The following is a 14,373-nucleotide window of genomic DNA, read 5'->3' on the forward strand; positions in this document are numbered from 1 at the left end:
CGCACGGTCTGCACGCCCGCCTCCAGATCGACCTGCACCTTCCCGGTCTGCTGGAACGTCGACCAGCCGCCGGTGAAGCCCACCCCCACCGGAGTGGCCGTCTCGTAGACCGTGCCGCCCTTCTCGAACGTGGCCGTGATCGAGCGGGCCGTGCCGCCCTGCGCCCCCAGAGCCGACAGGAACGACAGGTCGTAGGTGCCGGCCTGAGCCACGTTGATGGTGTATTCCACCCATTCCCCGTTGGCGATCCAGCCGATGGCAGAGTTGTTGCCGACGATGTCGACACCCTCGTTGCGCCCGGCCGTGCCACCCTCGTCCGTGGTCGGCGTGGTGTCGTTGTAGGCAACACCCTGACCGCCAAGGTCGAACTTGGTGGCGTCCACCAGAACCGGATCGGCCCCCACTGCGATGGCCGTGCCGCTGAACGGCGCCTGCTGATTGGCCGGCGGCGGCACGTAGTCGAAGGTGAAGGAGCGCAGGTCCAGAATATAGGGCGAGCTTCCCTCCGGCGTGCCGTTGAAGGCCAAGCGGATGGTCTGCTGCCCCGCCGGCAGGGTCAGCTCTACCGGAGCGGTGGCCTGGAACGGCGCGTTGCCGAAGCTCGTCCCTCCGTCCTGCAGGGCCACGGTCGCCAGAGGCGTTCCGTTGCCTAGCGAGACGGCCACCGTGGCATTGCCGAGCGGCGTCTTGGCCATGAGGCTGAGCTTGTAGGTGCCGCTCTGGGGTACGTTGACGGTGTACTCCACCCACTCGCCCGGACGGACATAGCCGATGTCGTTCTGAGCTCCGACGAACTCGACCGCATCGCCCGGCCGGAAGCCGGTGCCGCCGTCCTTGCCGGCATTGTCGTTGTAGGCGACGCCCTGCCCTCCCTGGTCGAAGTTGGAGGCGTCCACCGTCAGCGAGCCGTTGACGAAGCTCGGCGCCGTCCCGCCATAAGGCTGCTGGGTCGGGGTCGATGTGGGGGGCGCAACGGTCAGGTTGAAGGTGGTTGCCGCACTGGCCGCACCATCCGACGCGGTCACCGTGATATCGAAGGTGCCCGCTGCCGCCGGCGTCCCGCTGATCACGCCGGCCGGCGTGATCGAGAGACCTTGCGGCAGGCCGCTGGCCGTATAGGTCAGCGCGTCGCCATCGCTATCGGTGAACGTATTCGCCGGAAGGGCGAAGTTGAAGGTCTGGCCTTGGGTGGCCGTCTGGGCTCCCACGGCCTGACCCACGACCGGCGCGACGTTCGTCTTGTCGAGGGTGAAGGACTTGAGATCCATGGAGCCGCCGCTGAAGGCCAGGCGCACGGTCTGCACGCCCGCCTCCAGATCGACCTGCACCTTCCCGGTCTGCTGGAACGTCGACCAGCCGCCGGTGAAGCCCACCCCCACCGGAGTGGCCGTCTCGTAGACCGTGCCGCCCTTCTCGAACGTGGCCGTGATCGAGCGGGCCGTGCCGCCCTGCGCCCCCAGAGCCGACAGGAACGACAGGTCGTAGGTGCCGGCCTGAGCCACGTTGATGGTGTATTCCACCCATTCCCCGTTGGCGATCCAGCCGATGGCAGAGTTGTTGCCGACGATGTCGACACCCTCGTTGCGCCCGGCCGTGCCGCCCTCGTCCGTGGTCGGCGTGGTGTCGTTGTAGGCGACACCCTGACCGCCAAGGTCGAACTTGGTGGCGTCTATCACGATCGGATCGGCCCCCACTGCGATGGCCGTGCCCGTAAACGGGGTTTGGCCGCCGCCGCCGGCACCCGCGTACTTGTACACGGTCACGGCGTTGAGTGCCGCATTGTCGATCCCGTCCGGCCCGGTGGAGTCGAGGGCAATGGAGATCACGCCGTTCGTGACGGTGACGAGTGTCTCGACCGCGTAGGGCGTGTCGCCGCCGACTTCGGCGAAGACATCCAGGTCGTCAGCGACAAGGCTGCCGTTCACCGATATGTCGAACTGGCGCATACCGGCCTGGTTCCAGTAGGTCTCCTGGGTGTGGAGAACGACCACGTAGGTCCCGTTCGCGACGTTGATCGCGGCATTCCAGCTGGTGCCGTCCTCGTACGTCTTGAAGGCGGATCCTGCGACGGCATTCGCTCCGTTCGGGTTGCTGGCGCTGTCCGTCCCGGCAGCCGGATTGACCGACCCGGTAACCGAGATGCTGGACTGCGCCTGGAGAGCGACGCCCAGGACGGGATCGTTCGCGATGGCTCCTCCCCCGAAGTTCACGCCGGTGACGTAGTCGCCCTTCTCCAATCCGCCGTCGCCCGGATCGGGGTTCGTGGTCGGATCGAAGAAGTTGACCGTGCCATCGGCGTCAGCGTCGAGCTCGAGCGCATCGTTGACGTCATTGTTGTTCGCATCGTTGGCCGTGGTCAGGTCGTAACCCTTGACGTTTTTGATGACGAACATGTGGTCGTTGTAGTCGTAGTTTCCGGCGCCCGGGTAATCCTGGATGCCGATATAGGTGCCCTCGATCGCGTTTCCGTTCGCATCCAGCGCCTGGAAGAAGCGGATCAGGTGGCCCTGGTTGTCGCCGACGAGATGCCCGAAGTTCGGGTCGATCTTGTTGGCTTCCGGATCGGACCAGGACGCGTAGGTCGGACGGCCGTCCACGGAGATGTAAAGGCCGAACGGATTGTTGTGGTTGATCGTCGCCCGGGCGACGTTCGCCCCCGATCCCGCACCCGCCAGGAGCTGATCCGGCAGGATCGTCTGACCCTGCTGGTCGTCGTTGGCGAAAAGCTGGGTGACCTGCGAGGACTCGAGGCCGTGGAAGCCCAGGCGAGCCACGTTGCCCTGGTTCAGGAAGGCCGCGAGCTGGATGACCTCGATCGGCTTGGTGCCGTCGAGCCGCTGGAGATAAGGCAGCAGAACCTCGTCCCCGATGGTCTCGACCACGCCTCCGCCTGCCAGCTCACCCTGCGCCACGTCGGTCCCGTAACCGAAGGCTTCGACGATCTGGGCCACGGTGGGTTCGGAGTTGTTCTCCGAGAACTCCTGGGCCAGACCGGCGAGCTGGATCACCTTCTCGGGCTGGTTCACATCGTTGGACCGGATGGTGAGCGTCGACTTGTAGAGGTCGGCGCCGCTGCCCGTTCCGGCATGGGTCCCGATGAAGCGGACCGTGACGGTTGCGCTGGCGCCCGCCGCAATCGAGGTGGGAGCCGTTCCGACGATCTCAAAGGCCGGATTGCCCGTGGTGATGCTTTCGATGGTCAGCGGGGCAAAGCCGTCATTGGTGATCGTGAACGTCGCTTCGTTACGGAAGGCCTGCGAGGCATTGACCGGGTTCTCGATGTTGGTGAAGACGAGACGCTCGTCCGCCGCCGCATCGTCCAGACCGCGCAACACCACGCTCTGGCCGAACCCGACCGGGGCAACACCTTCAATGACGAACATGTTGTCATTGTAGTCGTAGTTGATGCCCGTGTAGTCCATGATGCCGAGATACACGTTGGGGATCACGTTTCCATTCGCATCCAGCGCCTGGAACATCTTCACCGTGTGCCCCTGCTGAGCCCCCGGCACGACCACGCCGCCCGTCGGGTTGAGCCGCGGATCGGTCGACAGGCCCGCCACCGAGATGCCGAACATGTCGTTGCCGGTCCACCCGTCCGGAATGTCGTTCCGGGTGAAGGTGCGCGTCGCAAAGGTGCTGTCATTGCCGGCATTGGGCAGCAGGCGCTGGTTGTCGGTCCCTTCGTGGTTCCAGAGCTGGATGTTGGAGCCCTTGTTGTTGGGGTTGTGGAGGTGGATGGTCGCCCCGCCCGTGCCGTGGAAGGCAGCGATGTGGGTGATCTTGGCCTCCGTGACGCCGTCCGCGAGCTTCCAGTAGGGCGAGAGCACCTCCGTCGGATCGGTCTTGGCGAAGACGTCGTTGGTGCTCAGCGTCGAGTTCTCGCCGCCGCCGCGGGTGGTGAGACCCTCGATCACATTGCCGAAGCCGAAGATCTTCCAGACCTCATTGACGTTCGGCTCGTGACCGCCCTCGTCCCGCGACTGCCAGAAGCCTGCCAGGTCGATGGTGGAGACGGGGGTGTCGGCATCGTTGGTGACGAGGCGGATCGACCCTTCGAACACGGTCGACGTGGCATCGACGTTGGACGTCGGCGGGGTATAGGCGGCCCGGTTGAACAGGACCGTCACCTCGATCGACTGACCGGCCGCGAGGGTGAGCCCTTCGAAGATCGCCGGGTTGGCGAGCACGAAGGGACCCGTGATCTCGGCATCGATCACCGACAGGGGAGCCGTTCCGGTATTGGTGATCCGGATGGTGCCGCTGTCCTTGAAGTCGCGGTCGGCTGCATTCGGGTCGACGGCGTTCGGATCCTCCAGGTAGCTGAAGTGGAGCCTGTTGTCGAAGTAGGCCGGGTCGAGGCTCTGGATGGCGATGTCGGCATTGACGTCGCTGGCCACCGGCCGCACGTCGAGATAGTCGATGGCGCTGGCTCCCGGAGCGTTGGAGACGACACGCAGCTGGTACTGCGTCCCGGCTTCCAGCTGCAGGAAGGCCGTGCTTTCGCCCGCCGTACCAGTGCCCGGGAAGGCCAGGTTCTCGACGATCACGCCGTTGAGATAGAGGGTGAGCCCCTGCCCGTTCGGCGCCCCCGCATTGGCTGCGAGGTCGAGCGCATAGGTGCCGTCCTCGGCGACGGTGAAGAAGAACTCCACCGCCTGACTGTTGAGGGTGCGGGTCGAGTTGTCCGCCGTCTGCTCGAGCTCGATGCGGGTCTCCCCTGTGACCGCGACATAGTCGGGATCGAAGGGCGTGGTGCCCGCATTGGCGACGCGCAGCTGGTCGATGTTCGGTCCGACCGCGTTCGGAGCCGTCAGCGTGATCGTGTTGTTGCCGGCGACGAGGTTGACCATGGTCGACTGGAACTGCCACTCGGTTTCGGCATCGTTGCTGAAGCCCTCGAAGTTGATCGGTCCGAGATCCACTCCGTTGACGGTCAGGTTCAGGGGCCGATCCGCCTTGCTGGCGGCCAGGGCATACCGGAACGCGATTTCGAACGCTCCCGCCTGGGCCGAATTCACCGTCCAGGTGATCGACTGATCGGTGGTCCCATTGAAGTCGACGAAGCCCGTTCCCTCCTGGTTGCGGTTCTCCGTGACGACCACCGCGCCGTTCAGCGTCGCGTTTTCAGCCTCGTAGAAGCTGAATTCGGTCGGCTGCTGCGTGACCGGCGGCACCAGAACCTCGATCTGATCGATGTTCGGTCCGGTATTCGCCGTGGCCCGGAACGTGACGGTGTTGAGCCCCGCCACGAGGTTCATGGGGATGTCGAGCGTCTGCCAGGTGGCCCATGCGGCATCTCCGGTCACCCCGGCAGGCGGGCTGAAGCCGAAGGTGCCGATGCTGGCCCCGTTGACGAACACTTCCAGAGGCCGGTCGGTGGTTCCGCCGTTGCCGTAGCGGACCTTCACCACGCCGGCGCCCGCCTGATCGGAAGGAACCTCGAAGTTGAAGGTCAGGAAATCGGCGTTGCTTGCGCCGAAATCCGCATAGCCGCCAGGCACGCCATCCGCATTGTTCGTGTTGCCGTCGAGGCCGAAGGCGCCCGGACGGAGGCCGCCGACGAGGCCGCTGGTGCCCGTCTCCGGGTTGGCGGCGGTGCGGATCTGGATTTCAGCCGGAGCCCCGGGGATCGACACGGAGGTGCCGTCTCCGGGCGTGTTGTCCTCGGCCTGGATCGTCACGAGAGAGACGAGATCCGTGGGCTGGGGGTTGGGCTCCTGTCCCGGCGTGAAGGTGGCACTGGCCGTCGCGCGGTTGAGCGCATCGTCAGTGACCTCGATCTGCGCCGTCACCGGGCCGGTCAGGTCGCCCAGATCGACCGTGAAGCGGTTCTGCGAGTCGAGCAGCACCGTCTGCGGAGCTCCGCCGTTGAAGCTGATGCGGATCGCAGTGATGTCCGTATCGAGCCCGCCGATCTGGAAGATGGCGCTGGCGGGATCGCTGACGTCGACGACGGTAAGCGCAAGATTGCCACCCTCGTCCGCCGTCAGATCCTGGGTCACGCCGCCCGGAGCCGGCGTGAGGAGGACGAGCTGGCTCGCTCCCGTGCCGCGGTTCAGCGTCATGAGGTAGAGCTGGCCCGTGACCGGGTTCTCGATGATGTCGAGCGGATCGATGTAGTTGTTGATGACGGATCCGTCCGGACGGCGCAGCACGTCGTCGCCGACGATGTTGCCCTGCTGGTCGACCAGGATCGCACGGACGTTGTCGCCGGCGGAGAACTGGGCGAACAGGATCGCACCCTTGAGGTTGGATCCGAAGGCGGCGCCCTTGTACTCGATGGCTCCGTTCGGCGACTGGTTGTAGCCGAGGTTGTAGGTGCCATCGAGGTCGTAGTTCGGATCAGGCTGGACGCCCGGATCGTAACCGTCGGTGTTCGGGTTGCCGTCCTTGCCGTCGGTCACCTCGTTCGGGTCGATGCCTCCGGTCGGATTGCCGCCGTTGAGCACGTACTCGTCGCGCAGGACGTTCGGGTGGCCGTAATATTTGCCCTCCTCGACCGTGAAGAAGTAGTCGTACTGCTTCGGTGAGTTGTTGATCACCTGGCTGCCGGCCTGGGTCGGGTCGTCCGGCGTCTTGCCGCCGGAGGCCGTTCCGTTGGTCGGCATGTAGAGCTGCCCGTTCGAGTGCCAGACGAGATCGTAGGCGTTACGGACGCCCGTGGCGAAGATCTTCAAAACCGCATCCGCAGCATAGGGATTGTAGAAGCCCGGATAGGTTCCGTCGGCATTGAAGTTCGCGGCGGGGTTGACCGTCGTGGGCGCCGTGACCGGCTCGGTCCGCACGTTGAAGCCACCGGGAGGTGCATCGCGGGTCGGATCGATTTCGAGGACAGCCGCATTCAGCAGACGCTCGGGGCGATTGCCCCAGGCATTGTCGGCAGCACCGGCGGCCGAGTTCGAGCCCTGGGACACGTAGAGCAGGTAGTTCGGCTCACCCGCCTGGCCGGCATTGGGATTGACGCGGAACTCCAGGCTGTTGGTGAGGTGGTCGCCGCCCGAGCGCGGCAGGCCGTCGATATAGGTCTCGATCGTGGCCCCCGTGAACGAACCGTTCGGCCCGAGGGTGATCTTGCTGATACGCCCCGAGAACTCGGGCGTGTCGAAGGCCTTGTTCTCGCGCGGGATTGCGTAGTTGTTCGAGATCCAGATCGTATTCGGATCCTCCGGATCGAAGGTGAACCCGACGATACCGCGCCGGTCTCCGTCGGCCTGGGCGAAATACTCGTGGATCAGGCTCTCCTGGGACGCCTTGTCGATCGTCCCGTCGGCATTGACCGCCCAGCGATAGATCTCGCCCGTGATAGTGGCCACATAGAGCTTGCCGTCGGGACCGAACTCGATGGAGGTGTAGCCCCCGGCCCCGTCGGCGAAGCCGTCGAGCAGGGTCTGGGTCGTGAACGCCACATCCCGGGCAACCTCTTCCGGCGCTTCCCCGGTGACAAAGGTCGTCGTCATGTCCTGCATCTGGTGCAGCGGCGCCGTACCGTCGGTGATGCTACCCAGATCGAGGACGTCTTGGACCTTGAGCGTGTAGCTCGTGTTCTCCTTCAGCGGCTGGAGCGGTCGGATGGTCAAGGAGTCGGCGCCACCGCTGATCTGAACGTCGATGGCGACTTCCTGGCCGGTGAGCGTCTCGACCAGCTTGATGTTCTCCACATGCGCGATGTTCGGCCCGCGATGGTTCGGCGCCTGGACGTTCACGCCGACGACGAGGCTGGACAGCGGGTTGATGCCCACCGGCAGCGCTCCGTCCGACCCGATGGAGATCGGGACCTGGTCGTTGAGGTAGGCTGCGACCGGCGAGGTGAAGTAGGAGTAGTCGAGATCGGCGGGCCGGTCGTCGTTGGGGGTCAGGTCCGGCACACGTTCGACTTCCAGATACTGGATCTCGGTATTTGTGCCGCCGATGGAGTCGATGGTCAGGCGCCCGTCCGTCACATGCACGATGCCGGTGACGAGGGTGGAGCGGAAGCCGCCTCCGCTCAGGGAGCCGTCGACCGGATTGGCCGGCACCCAGCTCTGGCCGAACCTCTGCCCCTCGACGTCGACGACGTAATTGCTGTCGAAGGCGCCGGCCGTATCGCCGACCGACATGGTCACCTGATAGGTACCGTTCGCCAGCGACATCTCCCATGCCCGCGAGCCGGATACACCGGCCCCCGGATACTCGAAGTGAGCGTAGGTCTTCTGCAGATCGGACGCTCCGGTGACGGTGCTCTTGTACCAGTGCGCATTGGCCGGCTGGGCCGCGGCAATGGTGCCGTTGGCAGTTCCGTCCGCGACGCTGGCCTCGGTCACCCAGCCGTAGCTGAAGCCGTTGCCCCGATCACCGAAGGCCGCGCCGATATCCGCCAGATAACCGGTCGGCGTGCTGTAGCCGGTCGGCAGGCCCTGCGTCGTCTGGGACGGGGCCGGCTCGAAGTTGATCTTGACCACCTCCTGGAAGGTCATCTGCTCGCGGGGGTCGACCGGCCCCTGGGTATCGCGACTGATCGTGACATTGTCGATGTTCGGCCCGTTCGTCACCGTATTGGCGATCGAGACGGTGTTCACGCCGGCAGAGAGCTGCACCTCGACGGTCGCCGTCTGCCAGTTGTCCCAGCCGTCCACGCCGGTACCCGGGAACGACACCGTCTTCGTCTGGCCGCCGACCGTCAGCGACATCGGCCGGTCACCGTTGGTGCCGCCGCCGCCATTGGAGTAGCGGAAGGTGAAGGTATAGGTGCCTGCCTCGGGCGCATTGACCGTGAAGGTCGCCGCATCCCCGACCTGGGCGCCCATATCGAGGTAACCGGCGCCCGTGAAACCATCCCACAGGCCGTCGGAGTTGGCGTCGCGAGCCAGCGGAGCATTCGGCTCGGGATTGTCCGCGGTCCTCCCCTGGGTGATCTGGTTGCCCGTTCCCGAGGTATCGACGGGGGTGAAGGTCTCCGCCTCGATGGTGAGGGTGAACGGCTCCGGATCGGTGGGACCGCCATTCTGCGGCGCAAAAGTGATCTGGTCGATATTGGGGCCGTTGTTGCCTCCCGCCGGAATGGCGAGCTTGATCGCATTCGCGCCTGCCGACAGGTTCAGCTCCACGGTCTTCTCGACCCAGGAGTTCCAGGCTGTGGCGTCCGCGCCCGTGCCGACCACAGGACCGGGCACGAAGCTCACGGAAGTGGCCGCACCGCCGTTGAGCGACAGATCGAGCGGACGGTCCGTAGCCCCGCCATTGGCATAGCGGAACGTCACGAGATAGGTGCCGGCCGCCGGAGCATTGACATTGATGGTGATGGCGTCGCCAGGGTTGCTGCCGAAGTCCATGTAGGCCCCATCGACGGCTCCGGTGCGGTAGTTGCCGAAGGCATCGGGATTGGCCTGGTCCACGACACGCGTGAAGTCGCCGTTGGTGGGCACACCGGTATCCTGCACCGTCACGCTCGCGGCATCCTCGGCCTGGATCGTGAACGGCGCGGCAGTGGCGCCGGCGATCGTGACATCGGCGGTCGCCTCGGCTTCGTTGCCGGCTTCGTCGGTCACGATCACGGTCACCGTCGTCACGCCCGGAGGCAGTGCGGAACCGTCGAAGACGAAGTCACCGTCGGCATCCGGAAGACCCGTGATGTCCGTGCGGGTGACGCCGCCGTCGAAGCTGATCTCGACCTTCGTCACGTCCGCATCGACGCCTGCGATGTTGAAGTTGATGGAGGCGGCGCCCGCCTCGTTCAATTCACCGTCCGGCGCGTCGAGGAAGAGGTTCCCATCCTCATCCGCGGAGGTATCGGAACCGATCGGGCCGGTTCCGGCCTGCGTGATCTCGATGCGGTCGAGGTTCGGTCCCGCCGTGGCTCCGGCAGGGATCGCGAAGGTGATCGTGTTGACCCCTGCGGTCAGAGTCACCGTCTGCGTCAGGAGCTGCCAGACGTTGAAGCCCTGAAGCTCCGTCGGGCCGCTGCTCGGCCCCGTATCCGGGAAGGTGGTGGTGCCGAGGCTGGCACCGTTGATGCCGATATCCAGAGCCCGCGGAGCGCCGGCAAAAGCCTGCGACGCATAGCGGACGTTCAGATCGTACTGGCCGGCCTGGGCAACGGTGACGGTGTAGGTGACGGTGTCTCCCGCATCGTTGCCGAAATCCAGATAGCCCGTACCGGTGAAGCCGGGACGCAGGCCGTTCGGAAGGGCGGGGTTGTTCTCCGGGTTGTCGGGGTCGCGGACCATCGTGTCGTCGTCCGTCGTCACCGCGTCGCCGATCAGGCTGATGCTGCCGGCTTCGGCCTGGATCGTGATGGGTGTGAAGGCCGCCTCGTCCACATTGGTCACGGTGACCGTTGCGGTCTTGACGTCTTCGAGGCCGCCATCGGTCGCAGTGACCTCGACCTCATAGGCGTTGTTTCCGTCCGCATCCACGGGCGCCTCATAGTCGGGGGAGTCCTTGAAGGACAGTGCGCCGGTCGCGGCGTCGATGACGAACCTGTCCGCGTCGGCGCCTCCCGTAATGGCGAAGACCGGCGAGGCGAGCCCGGCGGATCCACCGTCCTCGTCGGTCAGCGAGACCGAACCGGCCGCAGTGGACCCCTCGGCCACCGAGAAAGCGGTTTCGCCGATGGCGATGCTCTCATTGATGTCCGCAACGGTGACGACGACATTCTGAGAAACGGTATTGCTGCCGTCGTTGACGGAGACCGTCACCTCGTAGCTGCCGTTCCCATCCGAATCCGCCGGTGCCTCGGCGTCGGGTGCCGACACGAAGCTAAGCGCGCCGGTCTCCTGATCGTAGCTGAAGAGCGCCGCATCAGCGCCTTCCAGAGTTACCGTGACGGCGTCGTTCTCCGGATCGGAGATCGTGACCGTGGCGACGCTCGTCCCGTTCTCGTCGATGGCGATGGCCTCGGCCAGCCCGCCTATGGCGGGAGCCGCATTCACCGGCTCCTCGATCCGGGTGAAGACCAGGCGGTCGATGCGCATCACCTCACCGGCATTGGTCTGCGCCGATAGCGTGGCAATGGTCTGCGCATCGATGAAGACGGGCGTTTCGAAAGCGATGGACTTCAGGTTGCCCGTCTGGGCTGCGTTGCCACGGGTGCCGCCGTTGAGGAAGCTCCCGAACTGGTCGTTCAGAACCACCGTCCCGGTGAGTTCGTCGGTGGCCGTGTTGCGGGCCTGGAGGACCGTGTCGCCGATCTTCAGCGACAGAGTGCCCTGCCCGTCCGTCTCATCGAAGGCGACGACGCTCACCATGTACCAGCCGGCCGTGAGCCCATTGGCGCCGAGATTCGTGGAGACCTCTCCGCTCTGGTTGTCGTTCAGACGGATCAGCTGGCTGCCGGAAGCCGGAGCGGCCGCCGTCATGTAGAAGTTCGTAGCGCTGGCAAGGCCGGTAAAGGCCTCCGCCTCGACGCTCACCACGTCACCGACGGTGGGGCCGTCGATGTTGAACTGCAGCGTGATCGTGTCGGAGAGACCGCCGGCATCGGTCGCGCGGACGATGACGGAGAACGCTCCTGCCTCCGTCGGTGTGCCGACGATCACGCCCTCCTCGTTCACGGAGAGCCCCTCGGGCAGCCCCTCGACCGACAGGGTGAGCTCGTCCCCATCCGGATCGCTGAAGAAGCCGCGCAGGGAGCCGAGATCCAACCCGTCGAAGGCTTGGCCGGCCTCACCGAAATAGGGCTCCAGAGCCACGTCGGCGGCAACCGGAGCATCGTTCACGTTCTCGACCGTGAGGTCGAAGGACGTGCTCGTCGTCTCCGTGCCGTCGCTGGCCGATACGGTGATCACATAGGCGCCGACATCGAGGCCGGACACCGTTCCGCTCAGCACGTTTCCGCTGATCGAAAGACCGTCGACACCTGGGACCCCGGCACCGTCCTTCGTGATCGTGAAGGCATAGGTGAGCGGGTCGTTGTTCCGGTCCACGAACGGCAGGTCGATCTCAACGGCGCCGCCCTCGGAAACGACGATGTCGGCGATACCGCCTCCGACCACTTCAGGCGCGACGTTGCCGGGGGTCTCGTCGACGCTTTCGACGAGCTGGACATTCGAGAACGTCGCGGAACCGAGAGGCGTGCGGGTGTCGTCGTCGCTGATGAACACGAGCGAGTTGATCGTGGTGCCGGCATGGGCGCCGAGATCGATGGTGTAGCGGACCGTTCCGTTCTCGTTCGGCTGGCCGGAGCTGCGCAGATCGATGAAGCCCGCCTGCGTCTGCGACCCGCCGAGCTGGTAGATCGACCGATCCCCGTCGAAGGCGTTCTCGTCCAGGTCGAAGCCGACCGCGACGATTTCCGGCATATTGGCGCCGATGGCAAGATCGAGGACGATCTTGGTGTCGGCGGTGATCGCATAGCCTTCCGTCAGCGCAACGCGCTTCCACAGGTTGTCGTTCAGGGCCAGCGTCGCGCCATTGTCGGACACGACGAAACCAGGGGCTCCGAAGGGGCTGTCCTGGCTGCCGGCATAGGAAGTCACATTCTCGAACGTCACCGATACGGGCCCAGCGCCGGTATCGGGAGCAGCCGCCATGGTGACCGTGATGCTCTCCGTCGCCACGTTTCCAGCGGCGTCGGTGGCATAGAACGCGATCGTCGCCGGGCCTTCCGGCAGCGCCGAGAGGTCCAGAGTGACCTGCCCGTTCGTGACCGGCACCTCAATGCGGCTCAAGCCGCCATCGAGGCTGGCCTCGACCTTCACGATGTCGCCGTCCAGGCCGGCCACGCCGAACACCACGGCACCCGCCGCCTCGGTCGAAACGGCCTCGGACGGTCCCGTGAAGCTGAGATCGTCCCCCTCATCGGCGGTCGTGTCGGGAACCGCAGCCGCCTCGAAGAGGTCGAGGGTAATCTGATCGATGTTGGGGCCGTTGTTAATGCCTGCGGGAATGCTGAGCTGGATCGTGTTGGCGCCGGCGGCAAGGTCCAGCTCCACGGTCTTCTCGACCCACGAGCTCCAGGCATTCGCAGTCGTTCCGGTCCCCACGATGGGACCGGGGAGGAAGCTGACCGACATCGGCTCCGCGCCGTTGAGCGACAGGTTGAGCGGACGGTCGGCGTCACCGCCATTTGCGTAGCGGAAGGTCACGAGATAGGTGCCGGCCACGGGAGCATTGACGTTGACCGTGATGGCGTCGCCCGTATTGCTGCCGAAGTCCATGTAGGCGCCGCCTACTGCGCCGGTTCGGAAGTTTCCGAAGGCATCGGGGTTGGCGGCATCGACCACGCGGGTGAAGTCACCGTTGGTGTTCACGCCGGTGTCCTGTACGGTCACGCTCGCGCTGTCCTCGGCCTGGATCACCAGCGAAACGCGGGCGGCTCCATTGTCCGCAAGAATGGTGAAGCCGACGGCCTTCTGGACCTCGTTTCCTGCATCGTCGGTGATGAACACCGTCGCCTGAGCCGAACCCGCCGGCACATCCGCTGCACTGACAGTCACCAGATAGGTGCCGTTGCCCTCATCGACTGCGGTAACGGGTGTGCGCGTCGTGCCGCCGTCGAAGCTGATTTCGAACGTCGTCGAGTCGGCATCGACGCCGTAGAGACGGAACTCGGCGGCACCGACCTCGGTGGAGTTCAGGATGCTGTCGACCGGAATGACGGCGAGATTTCCGTCCGCATCGGCCGAGAAGTCGGTGAGGGCGTCGAAGGTCTCCGTCTTGCCCGGATCGGTGACGGCGATGACATCGATGTTGGGGGCGTACTGTCCGGCCCCGGACATCTGCATGATGCCGATCGTGTGAGGACCGTCTCCCGTGAGTGTCACCTGGAAGGTCCGCACCTGCCAGATGTCGAATCCTCCGGTATTCGTGTTCTGGGCCGCCCCCTGCTGCTGACCGTCCACCGCGATGGCAATCGGACGGTTGAAGGCAGCACTGGTCGCAGTGCCGGTCGCGCCGTTCGCGACACGCAAATGGATGTCGTAGGTGCCGGCGGGAAGATTGAGCTCGAACGTGGCTCTTACGCCCGTGGTCGTGCCGTTGATGTCGAAATAACCCTCGCCGGTATAGCCGTTGCGCAGACCGTACTCATCGAACCCGGCCTCCGGCAACTGAGACTGCGTGCGTTCCTGGTTCGCTGTCCTCGTTCTGACCAGGGTATCGTCGGTCGTGCTGGTGTTGCCGTCCGGAATGATCGTCAGGTCTTCAGCTTGCAGATAGATCGTGTCCATGGCCGTGTCGCCTTAAGTTGGGAAAGCTCGGATTGAGGAGTTCTGGGGATCAGAATTCGGGTGGTTCCAGCGGCTTCCGCGCGCACTCGCTTTCGGGCGCAGCGGATGAGGCTGGTTGCGCTCGGCGCAGATCGGTCGCGGCTATGCCAGATGGCAGCTCGCGACTTGATGAGGTGGGGGATCGGCGGCTCCAGCCGGGCTTATCGAACAGTGAGAAAAGCCGGCG

1 protein-coding gene is annotated in these 14,373 nt (G+C 65.2%); it reads right to left on the reverse strand.

Annotation, left to right across the window (positions count from 1 at the left end; translation table 11 throughout):
* The coding region (locus LGR44_RS12780) for a carbohydrate-binding protein (protein WP_226741086.1) at positions 1–14,147 on the reverse strand (14,147 nt) is incomplete at its 3' end.
* Positions 14,148–14,373: the final 226 nt, after the last annotated feature.

Source organism: Microvirga lenta, from assembly GCF_020532555.1.
In the GTDB taxonomy this organism is placed as follows: Bacteria; Pseudomonadota; Alphaproteobacteria; order Rhizobiales; family Beijerinckiaceae; genus Microvirga; species Microvirga lenta.